Raw genomic sequence first — 19,495 nt, 5'->3', positions numbered from 1 at the left:
CATCCCGGCCATCATCTTGGTAAAATATGCTCGTCGCAGGTGTCCCCGGTCAGAGCCAGCTTTCTTCCTCGGGCATGAAAATAAGGTCCGTGTCCCCGATCCCCTTGCATCCCGCCGCCGTAAGCATCGCATGCACCTGCCCGCGATGATGGGTCTGGTGGTTGAAGAAATGCACCACGCATTGCGCCATCGGCTTGCTGACCTCGCGCCCAAGCGCCCCAGAGTGCCAGCTATGATCCCCCGTTAAGTCGATCGCGCGCACCTTGTCGGCCCACATACGAATCCGTCCATCGGTGCGAAACCGCTCCGCACTCCACGTCGCGAGCGTCGGACAAAGCGTCACGCTGTCCTTGATCCCGCCCTCGGGACGTGCACCACCATCAAACCGCGCCATCCACAACAGGTCCGCCCACAAAAGATGATTGAGCGTGCCGAGGATCGATCCAAAGAACGCCCCCCGATCCTCGCGCAGCGCCTTGTCTGGCAATCCCTCTGCCGCTTCAGCAACCTGTTCGTTCTGCCATGCGTTGTAGCGCGCCATCATCCGGCAATAATCGCGGTCGATCATTCTATTGGTCCTTTCAACTCTCTCCGCCACGTCACGGCCGCACATCCCTTGCACACCCAAGTCCGGCCTCGCCCCAGAAAACGCGCTTCTGACGCGTTTGAAAAGCCCCGTCATCGCCGCGTGGCTCTGGGTCGTGGTCCGACTCGAATGTCTTGCGATTAAATTGTCAGACATTTAAACTGCGAGCAAACACTAAATGTCAGACAAATGAAAACAGACGCCTCCAAACCCCAAGATCTCTCTGCCCAGATCGCCAAGGCGATCCGCGATTCGATCCTGTCGGGTGAAATGTCCGTTGATGATCGCCTGCCCTCCGAGGCCGAACTCGCGGATCAATTCGAGGTGTCCCGCTCGACCGTGCGAGAAGCGCTGAAACGGCTGGCCGCGCAGAATTTGATCCGGACACGGCGCGGCGCCACTGGCGGGGCCTTCGTGCGGCACCTCTCTTATGAAGAGGCCTACGCCAATCACGTGACAACCTCGACACTCTTGTTGTCGATGAATGCGGTCGATTTCGAAACCGCCTGCGAGGCCCGTTTCGCGCTCGAGCGCGCTTGCGCCTCGCTTTGTGCCGCGCGCCGAAGTCTCGACCACCTTGCGACCATGCGCGCCGAAATTCACCGTCAGGCCCAGCCCGGCCTGTCAGATGAGAGCTTCTGTGATAGTGACGTCGCTTTTCATCGTGCGTTGGTCGATGGGGCGGCCAACCCGGTCCTCTCCTACCAACTGGCTGGCGCGGTCGAGGCGATGCAACCGCTGATGAACATGATCACCTTCACCGCCCGCTCGCGTGAAGAGATTGTCGGGCTGCACACCCGTATCGCAGATGCCCTCGAAGCTCAGGACGCCGCCGCTGCCGATACGGCCCTGGCAGAGCTCGCGACCTATACACTGGCGCTTGGTGACCAAGCGATGTCGGCACGGCGGGCCAGGCAAGGTTAATCCGAGCTTTCCCAATCGCGTGGACATTCATCCCATGCACAAGACACGCTCCCCTCTCGATGCGGACCTTTGGCTACGCGATCTCTTCTCGTCCCGCGCCGCGCGTGTAGGCCGCGTGATCCGTCGCAAGGCCCGCGACATCGACCGCTTTGTCGGCTGGCACGTGGTCTTTCAAAGAAAAGGGCCCGAAATCTTCAAACGATTTCGTTAACCCCTTACCCCACCGCGCGCATCCTTCACACTCGCCTCTAAGCCCCTCGCACATATGCAATACCGACGTAATACCGACGTGATACCGACATGGGGTTTCGCCGTTAACACTCCCGCCGCGAATCCCTTGAATCCGGTGCGATGCTTGCCTATTTATGACCTGTCTCTTCGGGGACTATGGACATAAACGCGCTCGTAATAAGCGGATCGGACCCGGGGGCGGTACCCGGCGGCTCCACCAATAACCCTTTCATTTGAAGGACTTGGGGCCGAAATAGGATCGACGAACGTCTAAAGGGGTTAGCTTTGTCTCGGCTGTCTGCCACCGTTACCGGCGAAAACTGTACAATTGCAAATGACAATCGTGCTCCGGTTGCTCTCGCAGCGTAAGCTGTTGGAAAAACCGAACTTTAAGTCCTGATCTCTAGCAAGGTCAGGCGGGGTTCGCAGGCACCTGGCAACAGAAGCCTGCACTTCCATTTCCCTTAACTGTTTCGTCAGGCTTGCCCCCTATCCTGTTTCGCACACGACATGCGAAAAGGGTTGTAACCCCATGACAAAGCAACGGATTCTTGAGGATTGGTTTCGCCGCGTTTGGGTCGAGGGCGATCTCGATGCCATTGACGAGATGTTCTGCCCCGAGACCCACGCCGCCGGGCTCCTACCTGAGATGCAGGTCGGCCCAGACGAATTTCGCGAATTGGTGCCGATGTTTCTCGCAATGGTCGAGGATGTGCATGTTGCCCTCGACAAGGTCATGGAAGACGGCGATTGGGCCGCCGCGCTCTACTCCATGCGCGTCACCGATAGCGCCACAGGCAAGCCAGTGGTCGGCTCCGGCCAACTTTTTGCGCGTTTCCGCGAAAATAAGATGGTCGAAACCTACAACAGCTTCGATTTCATGGCCTTCTTCGAACAAATCGGCCTCCTCCCCCCCAATTCCCTCGCTCTCTGCCTCACGGGCCAGAGGATCGGTTAGTTGTTTCGGGAGGCGCGCGACGTCGTAAGGTTTCATTAACCCTTGCAGGAATCGCCCCGGCGTGGTCGTTGCTGGACATGTCTGCGCCTACGCCCCTCTCCGACCTGATCCGTGTCTTTGGACGCATTGGTTGTTTGTCTTTCGGCGGCCCCGCAGCCCAAATCAGCCTGATGCATCGTGAACTCGTCGATGACCGCCAATGGCTCTCGGAGAAACAGTTCCTCGGTGCGCTGTCTTTCTGCATGCTTCTGCCCGGCCCGGAAGCGATGCAGCTCGCAACCTATTCTGGCTGGCGCTTGCGCGGCGTACCTGGTGGCCTCATCGGTGGCGGCCTCTTCGTGTTGCCAGGAGCGCTGACCATCGCCCTTCTCGGCGCGCTTTATATCGCTTTCGGATCCTTGCCGCTTGTCGCTGCAGCATTTCTCGGCGTGCAGGCCACCGTCGTCGCGATCGTCTTACAAGCGCTTGCGCGCCTTGGTGCCAAGGTTCTGACTTCAAAGAAAAATATTGCTATCTCAATCGCTGCGTTCTTTGCCCTCTATACCGGCCTATTGCCTTTCCCGGCGGTGATTTTTCTCGCGGCTCTTCTCGGAGCCGTGACGCGCAGCGAGCCCGAGTCGGCACCCGTGCCGCCTCCCGTGACATCGACAAGCCGCCTTCTGCGCACAGTTCTTCTTTGGGGCGCGCTCTGGGTCGCACCTATCGTTTTGTGCTATGCGCTTGGCTATACCTTCCTGACCGATATCGCCCTTTTCTTTTCCAAGCTCGCCGTGGTGACCTTTGGCGGTGCCTACGCCGTTCTTGCCTACATGGTGCAAGCGGTCGTGCAAGACCACGGCTGGCTCGATACATCGCAGATGATGGACGCGCTCGGCTTGGCTGAGACGACCCCCGGCCCGCTTATCCTCGTGACACAGTTCACAGGCCAACTTGCCGGCTATCTCGAAGGGGGCTGGCGTATGGCTATCGCAGCCAGCATCCTTACCCTGTGGGTCACGTTTGTCCCCTGTTTCTTATGGATTTTCGCCGCCGCGCCCTATGTCGAGACCCTCCTTGCACAACCGCGTCTTACCGCTGCGCTTCAATCCATTTCCGCCGCGGTGCTCGGTGTCATTGCCAACCTGAGCCTCTGGTTCGCGCTGCATCTTCTCTTCGGAACACTGCACGAGACGGGCTTTGGCTTGCTGCCGGAGTTGGATTCGCTGCGCACTGTCCCGCTTGCCCTAACCGGCCTTGCGGCGCTCCTGTTCCTCTGGCTCCGACAGTCTCTGCTACGCACACTTCTTGTCCTCTCCTGTGTCGCAACCGGCCTTGCTCTCGTCGTGCCTATGGTTTTTTGATCGCACATCTTTTGTTTCCCGCCGAATCTCTTATGGTGAAGACAGCTAAACCGAGGCCTCTCAATGACCCGCACGATCGACTACGGAAATCTGATGCACCGCGCCATGCGCAGCCTCATCCAAGAGGTGTTGAAAGACATCGAGGCCAATGGTCTACCCGGTGAACATCACTTCTTCATCACCTTCGACACCCACCACCCAGATGTTCGGATCGCAGACTGGTTGATGGATCGCTACCCTGGTGAAATGACCGTTGTCATGCAGCATTGGTACGAGAACCTAGAAGTCAGTGACGAAGGCTTCTCGGTGACTTTGAACTTCGGCGACTCTCCCGAACCTCTTTATATTCCCTACGATGCGATCAAGACCTTCGTGGATCCATCTGTCGAGTTCGGCCTGCGCTTTGAGACTCAAGAGGAGGATGAGGGTGAGGATGACCTAGAGGTCGCGCCCGAAGAGCCTCTCGACGTGGACGAAGCTGAGGAAACGCACAAGGACGCCGATGTGGTGAGTCTGGATAGCTTCCGTAAGACCTAGGCGCGCTGCACCGTCGCAGGCGCCGGTATCCAACGGTATACTGTATTGATTTCTGCCCCCGTTTCTCTATGACACGGGCTGACAAATGTTACGGAGCACGACCGATGACCCAGACCCGCACCGAAACCGATAGCTTTGGCCCGCTCGAGGTTCCTACAGACAAGTATTGGGGCGCCCAGACCCAGCGTTCGATCATGAACTTTCCCATCGGCTGGGAAAAACAGCCCGTGGCGATCGTCCGCGCGCTCGGCGTGATCAAGAAGGCTTGCGCCATGGAAAACAAGGCAACGGGCAAGCTCGACGCGAAAATCGCTGATGCCGTGATCCAGGCCGCGGGTGAAGTGATCGAAGGCAAGTTCGATGACAACTTTCCGCTTGTTGTTTGGCAAACCGGTTCGGGAACCCAATCGAACATGAACTCCAACGAAGTGATCGCGAACCGCGCCATCGAAATCCTTGGTGGTGTTATCGGTTCCAAAGACCCGGTCCACCCCAACGATCACTGCAACATGGGCCAGTCCTCAAACGACACTTTCCCCACTGCAATGCATATCGCAACGGCGATGTCCGTGCGTGACGTGCTCATGCCGGGCCTGAAGAAACTCGCCGAGGGGCTTGAGCAGAAGTCCGAGGAATTCAAAGACATCATCAAAATCGGCCGCACCCACACGCAGGATGCGACTCCGCTCACCCTGGGTCAGGAATTCTCCGGCTACGCACACCAAATCCGTCAGGGGATTGCGCGCGTGGAAGCGGCGCTTCCGGGGATCTACGAACTCGCGCAAGGCGGCACAGCCGTCGGCACCGGGCTCAACACCCAAAATGGTTGGGGCGAAGCCGTTGCTGCGCATATGGCCGAGATCACCGGCCTGCCCTTTGTCACCGCCCCGAACAAGTTCGAGTCGCTTGCCGCGCATGATGCGATGGTCTTTATGTCTGGCGCTCTCGCGACTGTCGCGGGCGCGATGTACAAGATCGCCAACGATATCCGCTTCCTTGGCTCGGGCCCGCGCTCCGGGCTTGGCGAACTGATCCTGCCGGAAAACGAACCTGGCTCGTCGATCATGCCGGGCAAGGTTAACCCGACCCAGGCAGAAGCCATGACCCAGGTCGCAGCGCATGTCATGGGCAACAACGCCGCAATGACCTTCGCGGGATCGCAGGGCCATTTCGAGCTCAACGTCTACAATCCGATGATGAGCTACAACCTGCTGCAGTCGATCCAGCTTCTGGGCGATGTCGCAGATAGCTTCACCGAGCGTATGCTCCTCGGTATTAAGGCCAATGAGCCGCGCATCGAGAAGCTGATGAAGGAATCGCTCATGCTGGTGACCGCGCTCGCACCCACGATCGGCTACGATAACGCGACCAAAGTGGCGAAGACTGCCCACAAGAATGGCACAACCCTCAAGGAAGAGGCCATTGCGCTTGGCTTTGTGGACGAAGAGACCTTCGAAAAGGTCGTGCGTCCCGAACAAATGATTGGTCCCAAGGACTAATGGCCGATCCGGTTAACCTGAACCGGTTTCGAAAAGAAAAAGCGCGGGCCGCCAAGAAGGCCCGCGCTCAGGAAAATTCCGTGAAATTCGGGCGTACCAAAGCGGAACGCGCTCGGGATGAATCAGAGGCTGCAAAGGCCAAAGCCCATCTCGATGGCAACAAGCGCGACGAGCCATGAGCGCGCGACCGATCAAACGCTCTCTGACTTTGCGCGGCCACCGCACTAGTGTCTCACTGGAGGATGACTTCTGGCGTGCGTTTCGTGAAATCGCTGACAAGAAAACCTTGGCAATCAACGAATTGGCGGCACAAATTGATGCAGAGCGGGATATAGAAACGGGCCTCGCGACCGCGATACGTCTCTATGTTCTTCGCTACTACCGGGATGCGAACTGATCCGACCTAAGCCGCTTCAGCAGCCACGGAGCGGATTCTTTCGATCATAGCGCGGAGTCCATTAGAACGTTGCGATGACAGGTGTTCGTTGAGGCCAAGGCGTTCAAATTCTGCCCGCGCATCTACCTTGCCGACGTTGACGACTGGGATGTCATTGTAGAGTGCGCGCAAGACGGCGATCAGACCGCGCACGATCATCGCATCGCTATCGCCTTCGAAACTGAAGACCCCGGCCTCGATCCGAGGATGAAGCCAGACTTGTGAGGCGCAGCCATCAACCTTGGTTGCGGGCACCTTTAGTGCATCGTCGAGCGGCTCCATCGCCTTTCCAAGATCGATGACGTGCCGATAGCGATCTTCCCAATCTTCGATGAACTCGAAATCTTCGACGATTTCCTCGAATGCCGCAGTTGCCATCTTGCTCTCCCAATCGCTTTTCCATGAGTTAGAACCGTCTTTGCAAAAGGTCCAGCCCCGCTTGGTGCTTTTCAAGCGGCGCTCAATCCGCTAACCCATAACAAACGCTAAGAGGTCGAGCTGATGCGCAATTCCGTCACGATTCTTTTCCTCGTCGCTGCACTTGGTGTCAGCGCCTGTTCGAGCCGTCTCAATCCGTTCAATTGGTTCGGGGGCAGTGAAGAGGTTGCGCTGACCGAGGAAGAAAGAGCCAAACAGAACCCGCTTATTCCGCAAGAAGGTCCTGGTCTTCTTGGGAAGCGACCGGACCCGGGCTATCTTGGAACACCAGTCGCGAGTGTGGATGAGCTGCGCGTGGAGCGCACGCCGGGCGGTGCCATCATCCGGGCAACCGGCACTGGGACAGTGCAAGGTGGCTACGCGATCAAGCTTGATCCACGCAATGAAGGCAAGCCGGTCAAGGGCGTATTGAGCTATGATATGAAAGCGGTTCAGAACCCGCGCTATCCGGTGGGCCCGGCATCGGCGCGGCGTTTGATCGTTGGCCACAAACTGACGAACCAACAACTCGAAGGCGTCCGGGTGATCAAGGTTTATTCCCAGAGCAACGCCCGGCAGGCGCGGCGCTAAGACGCCGCGCAACGCTGATTAGAGCGGCACAACCTTCACGTTGTTGCCCTTCGCGGCCAAGGCAATCTTGCCTTCACAAAGCTGAATCGCTTCATCACCGAAAACCTCACGGCGCCACCCGCTCAATGCGGGTACATCTCGCAGTCCTGCTGCGATCGCATCGAGATCTGCCGCCGTCGCAATGAGCTTTGCCGCGACCCCCGAGCTTTCAGTGCGCGCCTTGAGCAGAACCCGCAGGAGATCAGCGAGCGCTGGATTGACCTGCAACTTATCGCGGGTCTTATCGGGTGTCGGCATCTCGTCTGCGCGACACTCCACACCGTTCTTGATCGCGCTCAGGATTCCCTCGGCGATCTCACCTTTACGTGCTTCGCGCAACAAGAGACGAGAGCGCCCCAAGTCCTGAAGATTCTTGGGTTTGGTGGATGCCAGTTCTACAAGCGCATCATCCTTGAAGACCCTGTTGCGGGGGATATTGCGGCTCTGCGCATACCCCTCACGGAACCGCGCGAGCTCTCGCACGACGGCGAGAAACTTTGGTGTCACTGTACGTGTCTTGACCCGTTTCCAGGCCTCGGACGGACGCACGGTGTAGGTTTCGGGATTGGTCAGAACACGAAGCTCTTCAGCGACCCAATGAGCGCGGCCTGTCTCTTCAAGTTTATCTGCCAAGAACTCGTAGATCCGGCGCAAGTGCGTCACATCTCCGAGGGCGTATTTCTGCTGTGCCTCGGTCAATGGGCGGCGCGACCAATCTGTAAAGCGGCTCGACTTATCGAGGCTTTGCTTGGCGATCTTCCGCACGAGGGTCTCATAGCCCACTTGCTCACCAAAGCCACAGACCATCGCGGCAACCTGTGTGTCGAAAAGAGGATCAGGGAAGACCTTGGCTTCGACAAAGAAAATCTCGAGATCCTGCCGCGCGGCATGAAAGACCTTCACCACGGAGGTATCGCGGAAGAGATCATAGAGAGGCTCGAGAGAGAGATCGCCAACAAGCGGGTCAACGAGAACCGCATCATCGCCCTCATGATCCGGAATAGCCATCTGGATCAGGCAGAGTTTTGAAAAATAGGTCCGCTCTCTGAGGAATTCGGTGTCGATCGTGACATAGGGTTTCGTGCGCGCCAGTTCGCAAAACTGTGCCAGTTCCTCAGTCGTCGTCAGTGTTTTCATACGCGGAGTTCTTCTATGTATATTGCTCGCTCCCTGCTCCAAAGAACTACGGCGAATGCGCGGGAATTGCAAATAGGTGCGAAACGCCGTTCTAAGGAAGAAGGACGGGACGCAGATCATTTGCCGCGAACCGCCGAAGGACCGCAGGGTAGAGCTTGTGCTCCTGCACCAGAACACGCGCGGCGAGGTCGTCCGGGCTGTCGCCTTCAAGGACCGGGACACGTGCCTGTCCTAGGATCGGACCATCGTCGAGAGCAGGAGTCACAAGATGAACGGAACACCCATGTTCTGCGTCCCCCGCCTCAAGGGCGCGGGCATGGGTATGCAGCCCTTTATATTTTGGCAGCAACGAAGGGTGGATATTCAGCATCTTGCCTTCCCAAGGCGCGACAAACGCCTCTGTCAGGACACGCATGAACCCTGCAAGGCAGATAATGTCAGGCCGAGCCTCTACCAGAGCGGCCTGAAGCGCGGCCTCAAAAGCGACTCGATCCCCTTTGAAGGGCCGGTGGTCAACGACAGTTGTCGGCACACCGAGCGCCGCCGCCTTAGCAAGCCCACCTGCATCTGCATCGTTCGCCAGAACCAGCACTGGTTCAGCCGGATGATCGCCAGCCTGCATATCCTCGATGAGGCGCACCATGTTGGAGCCGCCGCCGGAAATGAAGATCGCGACGCGCTTTTTCACAGGAGCGCGCCTGCGTAGCGCATACCCTCGCCTGCCGAGACCGTGCCGAGGCGCGAAACATCTTCGCCGGCTTTTTCAAGCAGATCGGCCAAAGCATCCGCACGTTCCGCTTTGACAACGAGGATCATGCCAATGCCGCAGTTAAAAGTCTTGAGAAGCTCCGACTCAGCCATGCCACCAGTTTGCGCCAGCCACTTGAAGACGGCCGGAAGCTCCCAAGCACCCAAGTCGATCTCTGCGCCAAGGCCCTCGGGAAGAACCCGCGGCAAGTTTTCAGTCAGACCGCCACCAGTGATATGGGCCAGCCCATTTACACCGCCAGCGCGCACCGCTTCCAACGCCTGTTTGACATAGAGACGAGTCGGCGCAAGAAGCGCGGCACCAAGCGTGCCCTCAGCCCAGGGACAGTCATCGTCCCAGCCAAGGCCAGACACCTCAACAAGCTTGCGCACGAGGCTATAGCCGTTCGAATGCACACCGTTCGAGGCAAGTCCAAGCAGCACATCACCCTCGGAAACATCGACCGGAAGGTCCGTACCGCGTTCCATCGCGCCAACAGCAAACCCAGCGAGGTCGAAATCCCCGGCCTCATACATGCCCGGCATCTCCGCCGTTTCCCCACCGATCAGGGCGCAGCCCGACTGCACACAGCCCTCAGCAATCCCTTCGATAATCCGCGCGGCCACCTCGGTCTCGAGTTTGCCGGTCGCGAAATAGTCGAGAAAGAAGAGCGGTTCCGCGCCTTGGCACACAAGGTCGTTTACGCACATGGCCACGAGATCTATCCCAACCCCATCGACATTTCCGGTATCAATCGCGATCCGGAGCTTGGTGCCGACACCGTCGGTCGCGCCGACAAGGATCGGATCTTCATAACCTGCTGCCTTGAGATCAAATAGCGCGCCAAACCCGCCGAGACCGGACATCACGCCCGAGCGCGATGTGCGCTTGGCCGCAGGCTTGATCCGGTCAACGAGCGCATTGCCCGCATCAATATCCACACCTGCATCCGCGTAGGTGATGCCATTCTTGCCGTCGCTCATGTCATACTCCATCTCTGGCTTGAAGAGGCACTAGACCATCGCTGTCTCGGAGGCAACGCCAACCCTTGACGCGGGCGCGCCTTCTGCTAGCAAAAGAGCGTTAAGGTAGGGCCTGTAGCTCAATTGGTTAGAGCAGAGCGCTCATAACGCTTTGGTTGCGGGTTCAAGTCCTGCCGGGCCTACCAGTTTCCATTGCGATTCGACCGCCGTCACCGCGCGATGACGATATCCGCGCAGAGTCCGCCAAGTGCCTCGCTCTCGCCAAGTCGCAAGACCCCGCCATGCGCCCGCGCCACGTCCGCCGCGATCGATAGACCGAGACCCACGCCCATACCGCGGTTCTGATTGCGTCCAGGTTCAAGGCGCGCGAAAGGTTTGACCGCTTCTTCACGGTCTTCGACGGCGATGCCAGGGCCGTCATCTTCAACACGAATGCGCAGGGATTTGTCTGAAAGACGAAGGGACACACGGGCCGTCGTGCCATAACGCACGGCATTTCCGATCAGGTTCTCAACCGCCCTTTTGATCCCGACAACTCGTAAGGACACAGGCCCCTCCCCATCTCCTTCGACCGGCGCAAATGTCACGTCTCGTCCTCCGCGCGCGCTGTCTTCGACGATTTCTCGCACGAGTGCCACTGGATCAACCTTTTCAGGCTCCCCTTCGTGGGCGCCGCGGGCAAAGCTGAGAAACTCATCCAAGAGTCTCCGCATGTCTTCAACATCTTTTTCAAGAGGTTCGGCATCCTCTCGATCTAAGAGACTTAGGCCAAGCTTGAGCCGAGTAAGTGGAGTACGTAGGTCATGACTTACCCCGGAGAGCATCAAGGTCCGCTGTTCGATCTGCCGTTCAATCCGAGCGCGCATGTCGAGAAAGGCATTGCCTGCCGCACGCACTTCGATCGCTCCTGTCGGGGAATACGGCACATGCCGCCCACGACCAAATGCTTCGGCTGCGGCAGCCAAACGCGTCACAGGGCGAAGCTGATTGCGAAGATAGACATAGGCGATCAAGGTCATAAGTCCACCGAAGAAGACCATGTTCACCAAGAGCTGATGCGGATTGGTCGCCGATAGTCGAAGGCGGTCAAACTCGAACATAGTTGGCCCCTGTCCGGTCGCGGCGTAGACCCGAACAATCCTGTTGTCAGGTAGTTCCACACCACGAATAGCAGGTACGAGATCGTTTAACGTCCGGATCACCACCAATCCTGAAAAATCATACCAGCGCCGTTGGTTTCCAGGCGGCAAAAGCGCACCGATCTCGACATGGTATTCGAGAGCATCCGAGAGCATCGCGAGTTGCGTGGTGCCTTCCCGCCCCTCCCCGCTAGCCTCTACCATGTCGAGCAATAGGACCAACTCTCGCGAAACAGACCGCGTCATCTGTTCCGTCACGCCTTCGAAATGCCTTTGGATGAAGACAAAGGACACCACAAGCTGCAGCGTGACCACTGGCAGGATCAGGATCAAGGCTGCCCGTCCGTAGAGACTGCGCGGCATATAGCGTTTGAGCCATTGAAAGAACATGCGTAAACCTTGCCGTGAGAGTGAACGGAAGGAAAGCCCATGGATCCTGAAATCCTGAAATTCGACCCACCCGTCGGGATCGCCGAGGAGATCTCCTCAGGCTTGCGGCGTCTGTTGGCTCCGAATCCCTCCCCGATGACGTTTCGGGGTACAAATACCTATCTTGTTGGGGCGCGCGGCCTCGCCGTCATAGATCCCGGACCTGACTCCGAGACACATCTTGATGCAATTCTAAATGCGGTGGCTCCTGGACAAGAGATCACTCATATTCTGGTCACTCATGCGCATGTGGATCACTCGCCATTGGCGCGGCCCCTTTCAGAGGCCACGGGAGCGCCGGTCTTTGCTTTTGGGGACGCCTTCGCGGGCCGAAGCCCCGTTATGCAGGATCTCGCCGAGCGCGGGCTCGCCGGCGGTGGCGAAGGTATCGATGCGGGGTTTGTTCCAGACCACACGCTTGCGGATGGAGAGATTGTTTCAGGAGACGATTGGGCGCTCGAAACGATCCACACGCCTGGCCATTTTGGAAACCATGTGTCCTTTGCCATGGAGGATGTCTGCTTCTGCGGGGATCATGTCATGGGCTGGGCAAGCTCTCTGGTGTCGCCCCCAGATGGTGATCTGACAGATTTCATGGAGTCATGCCGCAAACTCGCAGCGAGAGAGTGGCAGGTGTTTCATGCCGGGCATGGTGCGCCGATAGAGAACCCGGCGGAGCGGCTTGCATGGCTGATTGAACACCGAGAAATGCGAGAGGCAGAGATTCTCAAGGCGCTCGAATCCGGCCCTGCGCGGGCTTATGACCTCGCCTGTCATATTTATACCGATACGCCGACCGCCCTCATGGGGGCCGCAACACGCAACGTCTTCGCTCACCTCGTTGATCTTGTTGGGAAAAACCGCATCCAGAGCCAAGGTGACCTCGAATCCGAGGCTGTGTTCGAACAGATCTGATCGATCCGAAAAAAACGAAAAAAATGTAACGAAACCCTCTGGACCTCGGAAAAAACCACCGCTATATCACGCCCCATGTTCCGGCGTAGCTCAGCGGTAGAGCAGTTGACTGTTAATCAATTGGTCGTAGGTTCGATCCCTACCGCCGGAGCCATACACACCCTAACGTGTTGATATGGATGAGAAAAAGAAAGTAGCTCCGTTTACTTTCGATTTCTGACTTGGATTCGTCTCACTGGCGTCTCACAAAAGTCTCACAGAGCATTGGTTGTAGACAGCTAAACTCGCGATGGCCTCACCACCGAGGTCAACTTTGACACAGCAAAAATATCTCTACTGCAAACGAAATCGATTCTATTTTCGTCGGCGGGTTCCAGGGTTATCCACAGTTCGTTCACCAATTTTTTTGGCATTGGGGACGACAGATCGAAATCTTGCGCATACATGGCTTGAACGCCTCAAGTTGGAGTTCGACCAAATGTTCGATAGCTTTGTACTGTTAACGCCTGCGCTACCTGACAAAATCGTGTCCAGGTATTTTGAACATTATCTCAAGAAATGCGTTTCCGACCTGAACCGTCAGATTAACTTTGCGAGAATGAAGGGAAGATTCTCCGCAGATAATGAGCGCTCATTGTCCGTACTGCCGATCATTTATGAGAGCTTCCTTGAGCAGGGTATTCGCAAAAAGCTTCCGGTCGAGAAAATTGATCCCAAATGGGACGAGGAGACACTGGAGACGGCCCTACATCTTTATGAAGCTGAAAGCCGCAAGGCACTGTCCAAACAGACACAGGATGACCTGCTTTCCACTTATTCGTCCCTCACCGGTGAGACCCTCAACGACGAGGAACATATCGCGCAGCTACGGGCCGAGCGTTTTCGAGCCCGCCTGCGCGCGCTTCAGTCGGTTCAGGCGGGACACCTCCCCGACACCGAACAAACGCACCACATGGAGCCCAACGAGGAAACGCCTGTGGCACTGCAGACTCCCTCGCCTGAATGCGCCTCGGATGACAAAGCGCCGCCGCCTGAGATTGAGCTCCAAGAAACACCCGCTGTGACGGTCATCTCGAGTCCTAAACAGCCATCACCACAGGTTGAGCGCACTTCAAAAAGTGCTTCAGAGAACACCTGCAAGACAATGAAAAACCTTGAAAATTATTTCTCTGATGCCCGGGATGACGCATTGACGGCAACTCCCGATACCTGGTCTGACGACATCGCCCATATCTTCTGGCGCACGTCGGTCGAAAACAAAATGAGCAAGGATGTCGCTAAGCAGCGCGGATCTGACATTCGCCGTTTCATGTTTATCACCGGCATTTCCAAGGTCACAGAGATCAAGCAAGCGCATCTGACCCACTGGTCCGACAGCTTGCAGAAGTTTCCGAAGAATTTCTTGCGCTCAGCAAAGGATCTGCACCGCACGATTGACGAGGTGTATTTGAACGCCAAGCATCTGCCGCCCAATGAGCGCGGCCTCGACTCGAGCACGGTGCGGCGCCATGTGAAATCCATTGATCTGCTGATTGCCCGCGCAAGAGCGGAGGGCAACCCGCTTCCAGAGCTGGAGACCTCGGGGTTGAAACCCAAGAAGAAGTCATCGCGGAACAAGCATAAGTCCCGCGCCGTTTTCCGCACCGACGAGGCACGTCAGTTGTTCTCCCACCCCATCTGGACTGGCGCGCGTTCAGCCGGACGCCGCCACGAGGTAGGCACAACTCTTGTGCAAGATGGGAAATACTGGATTCCGCTCATTTTGGCTTACACTGGCGCAAGACGGGCCGAGATCGCAGGGATGCTGGCCACCGATGTACAGATTATCGACGACATCCCGACCTTCGTGATTCAGTCGAACGTTTACCGTGGCATCAAAGGCGAAGCTGCGGACTGTGATGAGGCTGACAAGCTGACTCGCATGGTGCCCATTCACTCGCAGCTGATCGACCTGGGCATCATGGAATACGCCGAATCCACTGCCCAAAAGGGTCACACGCTGCTGTTCCCCGATGTCGTCCCTGCCCCACGCAAAGGCAGTAAGCGGTCACCGACCGAAGACCTCGCCTTGTCCGTTGAGAAGTTCGGCGAACGTTTTGACGATGCGTGGCGGAAAGCAATGACAATTGCGCTCAAGGGGAATCGCCGCAAACTGTGCATCCACAGTCTGCGCCACTACGTAAATCACACGCTCCTGCATTGTGGCGACGTGCTTGATGTCACGCGTACGGATCTGGTGGGCCACATCCATAGCGAAGGCGATGAATCCATCAACACCTCTACCTATCGCGACGAGACGCCACTCCATGTGAAGCGGGACGCAATCGAGAAGCTGCCTCGACTGATGTGATGGCGTTGCGTCCTACGGGAGGGCTAAAGAGAGTTCACGCCCATTCATTCGAAACCTTGAATGTCAATCGAAAGTACTGCGTTGGGATGATGGGAAGCAACAAGATGTAACTTAAGATGAGCAACAGCACAGAGCGCGCGAAGGTTGTTGCAACCTGTCGAGCCGTCTATGCAGTGAATCTCGGGGATGATTTGTATGTGCTTCACGCGTTCAAAAAGAAGTCTAAAACCGGGAAAAAGACCCCGAAATCTGAAACTGATCTGGTAAAGCGTCGCCTAAAGCAAGTAAAAGAACAACTGAGGAAAAAAGCATGACTGATGTCGCGGAAGAACTTGAGATCGAAGTTGGCAGCGGAAATGTTTTTGCTGACCTGGGGCTCGATGATGCGCCTGAGCTAAAACTTAAAGCTACGATCGCGGGTCAAATCAACTCTATTGTTCATCATCGCCACCTGAATCAACGACAAGCAGCTGAGATTCTCGGGGTTCCACAGCCAAAAGTCTCTGCTCTGCAGAACGGAAAACTTCATGGGTTTTCTCTGGAAAAGCTCTTGTCGTTTATGGTTCGATTGAATCGGGATGTTGAAATCGGCTTCAAGAAAGTCGCCTCTCATCAGGATCCTCGCTATTTTGTTCGGAACGAGAAGGAGAGACTTCTTGTGGACGTCTGATCCCGATATGCCTTGAATTTCAGAACACTAAACGTCCTAGGGTCGCGCTTTGCGCGGCCCTGTTTGCTTTCCGGGTGAGGATATGTTTACAGATTGGGTTTGCCCTGCTCCCCTTCGGGTCCTCATATTAAGCATAACTGGCTGAACGAAACCAAGCGGATCAAAGCTTACCTATGTTTCGACACGATCTGAAGAGCACCTGACCAGATCTATTCGCATAGACCCATTCACTGAGAAGCTGAGCGTCGGAATTGTAGAGACCAAAATCTCTGTCGATGCTAAAATGCTGAAATAGTGCCAGTGGCTTGATATTATTATGAAACATGATCCATGGGCTCGACGGCTGATATCTTGCTAGATTCAGTCCTGAGGTCCGGATGTCAAAGCTTCGAAATCGGATGAATTCCCCGACTTCCTTTTCAATTGAAACCAAGACCCTAATCTGCCCGTTAGACTCCTCATCGCTCCAACGTAAATATTGCTGCGCCGCAGTGAAGTACGGACCAGTGGCATTCAGCAATCGCAAGATCTGTGTCATGCTTGCGGTCAATGCGAGAATCTCATCTTAAGATATCTTCCAATGGTGCCTCACGGCTTTCGTCGCGCCGGAAATCTTTATGAGATCATGAGATACCGGCTGTACCCTAGTTCATGAGTTTCCGAAATAGTGCTGCCTTATCTCGGAGCATGTACTCGAGTTCTTCGTCACCAAGAACGCGCCCCCAGAGATGCCCGGCCGAGACGAGGCTTCCAGTTGGAAAATCGGCTTTCACTTCAAGCTTGTAAAATCGCGACACCGTGCGTGCGATCTTGGCATCATGTTCGAGCCAGACAAGATCGGATGTGGAGATCAATGTATCCCCTAAAACTGGGTGGTCGGTGGCATTTCCAAACATGAAGATCCGACCGGTTGCCACCTTTACAGGCACATACCCTGTCAGAACCGGAGCTGCCGCCAAGTCAAACTTTTCGCGCTGCTCCACTGCATCAAGAGCTTGATTATATAGAGAAACAAGCTCAGCCGTATACCGTCGTGCCAAAGTAGCCCCCTCCATGCTTCATGCGAACTGCTCAGGCCGTCGCACCATCAGATTTTCACGGGACGGAATAGGTAAAATGTGAACTGTGCAACATGGGCAAGGAGACAGGAAGCGCCATATGCCTAACAATGTATGCACGCGCGACACGAAGCATCTTTGCGAAAATTTAAGAACAAAGGCAGAACTCGCGCCGCTAATTCAAGCAATCCAAGACAAAGGAAAATTGCGAAAAAGAAACTACTGAAAGCATCTGTCAAAACAATCGAAGCTTCATTGCCAAAAATGTCTTGACTATCGGAGATACCCCTAACGTCAGCTATCTGACGGGAAATCTAAACGAGAGATGATTGCCTCCGAAAAATGATAGGAAGATTAATCCTTCGTCAGAGGCCTTGGACATCATATAGCGTCAACATTCAGGACGGACACCGCGCTGCAACAAAGACTTTTTCAACAGCATGGGCGGGAAGCAGTCATTCGCTGCGTAGAGAGCCAATGACTGCTCCCCGTTTTTATCTCAAAAATCCGTCTCTGAGCCGGCGGCGCGACGCTCGAAGCGACTTATCATTGTGGTGATGTCGGCATCGCCCAGGCGGGCCTCCGCGGCTTTCAACTCATCCATTGCAACATCGAAGAAACTGTAAGAACCGGTGCGACGAAGATATTCCAAACCAAGTTCAGCATATGCGGATAGGATACTTTTATTATTCGGAAATTTCGAAACACCTGTCGAAGCAAGCTCCTGAGCCTGCTCAAGAATGGCGATTCTATCCTCATCAAGCAGCCCAGGTGCCCGCGCGGCCCGCGCAACCATCAGCTTGATCTTGTAGCGGTGGACAGGACCATCAGAGCCGAAATCGTAATTGAAAACGCGAATTTCTGTTTCGGCCTTTTCGAACTCTCCTTGATCAATGAGATTTCGTATTAGTCGATGGCGCGGAACCCTTTCACCCGGCGCCATGGATATCATTCGCCGCAATAGTCGGTTCTGCTCCTTCTTCTCTGGGATTCTTGATAGTCCGCCGTCAAGATTGCACAGCTCGCGTAGCGTTCTGACCTCGATATCATACGATGGCGATATATTGTCGATAACTTTATCCAGAAGACCGACAATCTGTTCAAGATCGCCAAACTTATATCTTGTGACAATCTCTGAAATAACTCCGTGCCTGCACTTCCACCCGAATATCCCATGACGTCTTTCGACAGGATACTCTTCCACGATATCATCGAGAGACGCCAAGATGCTCGCTATGTTGCCTGCTTCGACCTTTAGCATTCGTATAGCGAGCTGGCGATGAACGCGGACGCCTAATGTCTCCATCGCGGCAACGTGCTTGTAAATATCTTGGGGAACGGGATCAAGTCCCGCATACTCGCGAAGAATAATGTCGTCGAACGACTCAGAGGCAAAGATGTTTTTCAAGCAAACAAACATGTCCGCTTCACATCTATGCACCAAGCGCCGTCGCCGCTCTGATTTGTTGAAGCCACTAAAGGAATCTTCGACAAGCTCACGAATACGTGGCTGTCGATCAATTAGATTTAACAACCGGTCGATCTCGTCACCGGACAATTTTGAGAGCCAAAAATCTTGCCCGCAACGATTGAAGTTTGGGGTTCTGCTCCGTGGAATCCAGTTGCTCTTCGTTGAGACGGCCAAAATTTTTAGATGGGGATTATCGTCGGCTACAAGCAGGTCCACGAGCTCATTGAGCTGGTGCAAGTGAGAGTGAGCTTCGTCAACGAATAGTACGCCGACGAGTTCTTTCTCCTTGAGATTAGCCGCGATCCTTCTCCAGTTGGTTACGCTCAGCGTGTGCTCGTTGATATGCTCCCAGGCCCTAAAGCCCGCTCTACGAAGAAGTTGGAGCGCTTGCCGGGCCGCTGTTGACTTACCTACACCAGCCGCGCCGAGAATTACCCCCGAAAGGATGCCTGGTTCTTCGAAGTGCTTAGCAATCTCGCGAGAAATGTCTCTTTCAAAGGTCAAACCCGCTTCAATTTCCCGGTGAGATGCCGGCCAGCCGTTGAACATTGAGCTCACATCAGCCTCGGCGCCGTTCGAAACTTCTGAAACCTCAATTATAGAATTCAAAATATGAGTGCCGGTAAGAACCTCGTCGTCTTTCACCGCACTTGCAGCAACTACTTTCGGCGGCTTCTTTTCAAGCTGTGTAAATAACTCATCTACACCACCGAACACAACTCGCAGCCCTTTTCTCTCCTGTAGGAGGGCCCGACTCTCGTTCTTAGTGTAAACCAGAAGCGTGATGCTCCCAGGGGAGAGGCTGCTCTCGTTTAGTCTTGCGGCACGCTTCACCAATGCGTCCATGTCGGGGTCGGAAAGCGATTGTCCAACTATCACCAGGTCGGCACCGGCGAGGTCTCCGCGCATCCGATCATAGAGTTGCTCGCGAAACTCTTCAGTTTGGTCGTAGTCGTCTACGGTTAAGATGATCCTACTCTGATTTCCGTCCGATATGTCTTTCTCAATTGTTCCGTGGATCTTGAATAGTTCACAAT

21 protein-coding genes, 2 tRNA genes and 1 other RNA gene are annotated in these 19,495 nt (G+C 55.6%); 16 read left to right on the top strand and 8 right to left on the bottom strand.

Annotated elements, in window-relative coordinates:
- Nucleotides 1-49: 49 nt before the first annotated feature.
- On the bottom strand, nucleotides 50-568 hold the full coding sequence (locus tag MK745_RS07725; protein ID WP_243612711.1) for a DinB family protein: 519 nt from the start codon (nucleotides 566-568) through the stop codon (nucleotides 50-52).
- A 207-nt stretch (nucleotides 569-775) separates the two neighbouring features.
- Here MK745_RS07725 and MK745_RS07720 point away from each other — a divergent pair, with 207 nt between their 5' ends.
- The 9 genes from MK745_RS07720 to MK745_RS07680 all read left to right on the top strand — a co-directional run bounded on the left by MK745_RS07720 (nucleotide 776) and on the right by MK745_RS07680 (nucleotide 6,472).
- A complete protein-coding gene (locus tag MK745_RS07720; RefSeq protein ID WP_243612710.1) occupies nucleotides 776-1,510 on the top strand; it encodes a FadR/GntR family transcriptional regulator in 735 nt (244 codons plus the stop codon).
- Between the two features lie 34 nt (nucleotides 1,511-1,544).
- Nucleotides 1,545-1,721, top strand: a complete 177-nt coding sequence (locus tag MK745_RS07715) for a hypothetical protein (protein WP_243612709.1) — start codon at nucleotides 1,545-1,547, stop codon at nucleotides 1,719-1,721.
- A 122-nt stretch (nucleotides 1,722-1,843) separates the two neighbouring features.
- Nucleotides 1,844-2,195, top strand: a transfer-messenger RNA (tmRNA) gene (ssrA, locus tag MK745_RS07710).
- A 78-nt stretch (nucleotides 2,196-2,273) separates the two neighbouring features.
- The gene (locus MK745_RS07705) at nucleotides 2,274-2,699 is read left to right on the top strand and encodes an ester cyclase (protein WP_243612708.1); all 426 of its coding nucleotides are present in this window, start codon (nucleotides 2,274-2,276) and stop codon (nucleotides 2,697-2,699) included.
- 77 nt (nucleotides 2,700-2,776) lie between these two features.
- Complete coding sequence (gene chrA / locus MK745_RS07700) at nucleotides 2,777-4,039, top strand: chromate efflux transporter (protein ID WP_243612707.1); 1,263 nt, start codon at nucleotides 2,777-2,779, stop codon at nucleotides 4,037-4,039.
- 63 nt (nucleotides 4,040-4,102) lie between these two features.
- Nucleotides 4,103-4,576, top strand: coding sequence for an SspB family protein (locus tag MK745_RS07695; protein ID WP_243612706.1), 474 nt, complete (start codon nucleotides 4,103-4,105; stop codon nucleotides 4,574-4,576).
- Nucleotides 4,577-4,680: 104 nt separating this feature from the next.
- Nucleotides 4,681-6,075 carry a class II fumarate hydratase gene (fumC, locus tag MK745_RS07690; protein WP_243612705.1) on the top strand — a complete coding sequence of 465 codons (1,395 nt, stop codon included), beginning with the start codon at nucleotides 4,681-4,683 and terminating at the stop codon, nucleotides 6,073-6,075.
- Nucleotides 6,075-6,254 (top strand): DUF4169 family protein, encoded by a 180-nt coding sequence (locus MK745_RS07685; protein ID WP_243612704.1) that lies wholly within the window; start codon nucleotides 6,075-6,077, stop codon nucleotides 6,252-6,254. Before fumC ends, MK745_RS07685 begins: the two co-directional genes overlap by 1 nt.
- Nucleotides 6,251-6,472 (top strand): ribbon-helix-helix domain-containing protein, encoded by a 222-nt coding sequence (locus MK745_RS07680; RefSeq protein ID WP_243612703.1) that lies wholly within the window; start codon nucleotides 6,251-6,253, stop codon nucleotides 6,470-6,472. The genes MK745_RS07685 and MK745_RS07680 overlap by 4 nt, the downstream gene beginning before the upstream one ends.
- Nucleotides 6,473-6,478: 6 nt before the next feature.
- Here the strand turns inward: MK745_RS07680 and MK745_RS07675 are convergent, their stop codons facing one another.
- Nucleotides 6,479-6,889, bottom strand: a complete 411-nt coding sequence (locus MK745_RS07675; RefSeq protein ID WP_243612702.1) for a SufE family protein — start codon at nucleotides 6,887-6,889, stop codon at nucleotides 6,479-6,481.
- Nucleotides 6,890-7,012: 123 nt separating this feature from the next.
- On the opposite strand from MK745_RS07675, the gene MK745_RS07670 reads away from it, so the two are divergent.
- Nucleotides 7,013-7,519: a hypothetical protein gene (locus tag MK745_RS07670; RefSeq protein WP_243612701.1), complete on the top strand. Its 507-nt coding sequence runs from the start codon at nucleotides 7,013-7,015 to the stop codon at nucleotides 7,517-7,519.
- Nucleotides 7,520-7,537: 18 nt separating this feature from the next.
- Here MK745_RS07670 and rnd read toward each other — a convergent pair whose 3' ends face one another.
- The 3 genes from rnd to purM all read right to left on the bottom strand — a co-directional run bounded on the left by rnd (nucleotide 7,538) and on the right by purM (nucleotide 10,426).
- A complete protein-coding gene (gene rnd / locus MK745_RS07665) occupies nucleotides 7,538-8,695 on the bottom strand; it encodes a ribonuclease D (RefSeq protein WP_243612700.1) in 1,158 nt (385 codons plus the stop codon).
- Between the two features lie 91 nt (nucleotides 8,696-8,786).
- Complete coding sequence (purN, locus tag MK745_RS07660) at nucleotides 8,787-9,383, bottom strand: phosphoribosylglycinamide formyltransferase (RefSeq protein ID WP_297755291.1); 597 nt, start codon at nucleotides 9,381-9,383, stop codon at nucleotides 8,787-8,789.
- Entirely contained in the window at nucleotides 9,380-10,426 is a 1,047-nt protein-coding gene (gene purM / locus MK745_RS07655) for a phosphoribosylformylglycinamidine cyclo-ligase (protein ID WP_243612699.1), read from the bottom strand. The genes purN and purM overlap by 4 nt, the downstream gene beginning before the upstream one ends.
- A 108-nt stretch (nucleotides 10,427-10,534) precedes the next feature.
- Between purM and MK745_RS07650 the strand changes: the two genes are divergently transcribed.
- Nucleotides 10,535-10,611: transfer RNA gene (locus tag MK745_RS07650), tRNA-Ile, on the top strand.
- A 24-nt stretch (nucleotides 10,612-10,635) separates the two neighbouring features.
- Here the strand turns inward: MK745_RS07650 and MK745_RS07645 are convergent.
- Nucleotides 10,636-11,955 (bottom strand): ATP-binding protein, encoded by a 1,320-nt coding sequence (locus MK745_RS07645; protein WP_243612698.1) that lies wholly within the window; start codon nucleotides 11,953-11,955, stop codon nucleotides 10,636-10,638.
- Nucleotides 11,956-11,994: 39 nt separating this feature from the next.
- Here MK745_RS07645 and MK745_RS07640 point away from each other — a divergent pair, with 39 nt between their 5' ends.
- From MK745_RS07640 to MK745_RS07620, 5 genes are all read left to right on the top strand, one after another.
- Nucleotides 11,995-12,909 carry an MBL fold metallo-hydrolase gene (locus MK745_RS07640; protein WP_243612697.1) on the top strand — a complete coding sequence of 305 codons (915 nt, stop codon included), beginning with the start codon at nucleotides 11,995-11,997 and terminating at the stop codon, nucleotides 12,907-12,909.
- Nucleotides 12,910-12,988: 79 nt separating this feature from the next.
- Nucleotides 12,989-13,063: transfer RNA gene (locus tag MK745_RS07635), tRNA-Asn, on the top strand.
- Nucleotides 13,064-13,387: 324 nt separating this feature from the next.
- Nucleotides 13,388-15,259 (top strand): hypothetical protein, encoded by a 1,872-nt coding sequence (locus MK745_RS07630; RefSeq protein ID WP_243612696.1) that lies wholly within the window; start codon nucleotides 13,388-13,390, stop codon nucleotides 15,257-15,259.
- A 116-nt stretch (nucleotides 15,260-15,375) separates the two neighbouring features.
- Nucleotides 15,376-15,573: a type II toxin-antitoxin system RelE/ParE family toxin gene (locus MK745_RS07625; protein ID WP_243612695.1), complete on the top strand. Its 198-nt coding sequence runs from the start codon at nucleotides 15,376-15,378 to the stop codon at nucleotides 15,571-15,573.
- Nucleotides 15,570-15,929 (top strand): helix-turn-helix domain-containing protein, encoded by a 360-nt coding sequence (locus tag MK745_RS07620; RefSeq protein ID WP_243612694.1) that lies wholly within the window; start codon nucleotides 15,570-15,572, stop codon nucleotides 15,927-15,929. Before MK745_RS07625 ends, MK745_RS07620 begins: the two co-directional genes overlap by 4 nt.
- Nucleotides 15,930-16,573: 644 nt before the next feature.
- Here MK745_RS07620 and MK745_RS07615 read toward each other — a convergent pair.
- Entirely contained in the window at nucleotides 16,574-16,969 is a 396-nt protein-coding gene (locus MK745_RS07615) for a DUF6634 family protein (RefSeq protein ID WP_243612693.1), read from the bottom strand.
- Nucleotides 16,970-17,486: 517 nt separating this feature from the next.
- Nucleotides 17,487-19,495: SIR2 family protein (locus MK745_RS07610; protein ID WP_243612692.1), on the bottom strand; the 2,009-nt coding region annotated here is incomplete at its 5' end.

Origin of the sequence: Shimia aestuarii, from assembly GCF_022814865.1 — a bacterium.
Lineage (GTDB): Bacteria > Pseudomonadota > Alphaproteobacteria > Rhodobacterales > Rhodobacteraceae > Shimia > Shimia aestuarii_A.
The sequence above is the reverse complement of the archived record's forward strand: the minus strand, read 5'-3'. Positions and strand labels throughout refer to the sequence as shown.

Bases quoted from the DNA above. Each gene is read 5' to 3' on its own strand.
- MK745_RS07725 (WP_243612711.1), bottom strand. From the start codon at position 568: ATGATCGACCGCGATTATTGCCGGATGATGGCGCGCTACAACGCATGG.
- MK745_RS07720 (WP_243612710.1), top strand. From the start codon at position 776: ATGAAAACAGACGCCTCCAAACCCCAAGATCTCTCTGCCCAGATCGCC.
- MK745_RS07715 (WP_243612709.1), top strand. From the start codon at position 1,545: ATGCACAAGACACGCTCCCCTCTCGATGCGGACCTTTGGCTACGCGAT.
- MK745_RS07705 (WP_243612708.1), top strand. From the start codon at position 2,274: ATGACAAAGCAACGGATTCTTGAGGATTGGTTTCGCCGCGTTTGGGTC.
- chrA (WP_243612707.1), top strand. From the start codon at position 2,777: ATGTCTGCGCCTACGCCCCTCTCCGACCTGATCCGTGTCTTTGGACGC.
- MK745_RS07695 (WP_243612706.1), top strand. From the start codon at position 4,103: ATGACCCGCACGATCGACTACGGAAATCTGATGCACCGCGCCATGCGC.
- fumC (WP_243612705.1), top strand. From the start codon at position 4,681: ATGACCCAGACCCGCACCGAAACCGATAGCTTTGGCCCGCTCGAGGTT.
- MK745_RS07685 (WP_243612704.1), top strand. From the start codon at position 6,075: ATGGCCGATCCGGTTAACCTGAACCGGTTTCGAAAAGAAAAAGCGCGG.
- MK745_RS07680 (WP_243612703.1), top strand. From the start codon at position 6,251: ATGAGCGCGCGACCGATCAAACGCTCTCTGACTTTGCGCGGCCACCGC.
- MK745_RS07675 (WP_243612702.1), bottom strand. From the start codon at position 6,889: ATGGCAACTGCGGCATTCGAGGAAATCGTCGAAGATTTCGAGTTCATC.
- MK745_RS07670 (WP_243612701.1), top strand. From the start codon at position 7,013: ATGCGCAATTCCGTCACGATTCTTTTCCTCGTCGCTGCACTTGGTGTC.
- rnd (WP_243612700.1), bottom strand. From the start codon at position 8,695: ATGAAAACACTGACGACGACTGAGGAACTGGCACAGTTTTGCGAACTG.
- purM (WP_243612699.1), bottom strand. From the start codon at position 10,426: ATGAGCGACGGCAAGAATGGCATCACCTACGCGGATGCAGGTGTGGAT.
- MK745_RS07645 (WP_243612698.1), bottom strand. From the start codon at position 11,955: ATGTTCTTTCAATGGCTCAAACGCTATATGCCGCGCAGTCTCTACGGA.
- MK745_RS07640 (WP_243612697.1), top strand. From the start codon at position 11,995: ATGGATCCTGAAATCCTGAAATTCGACCCACCCGTCGGGATCGCCGAG.
- MK745_RS07630 (WP_243612696.1), top strand. From the start codon at position 13,388: ATGTTCGATAGCTTTGTACTGTTAACGCCTGCGCTACCTGACAAAATC.
- MK745_RS07625 (WP_243612695.1), top strand. From the start codon at position 15,376: ATGAGCAACAGCACAGAGCGCGCGAAGGTTGTTGCAACCTGTCGAGCC.
- MK745_RS07620 (WP_243612694.1), top strand. From the start codon at position 15,570: ATGACTGATGTCGCGGAAGAACTTGAGATCGAAGTTGGCAGCGGAAAT.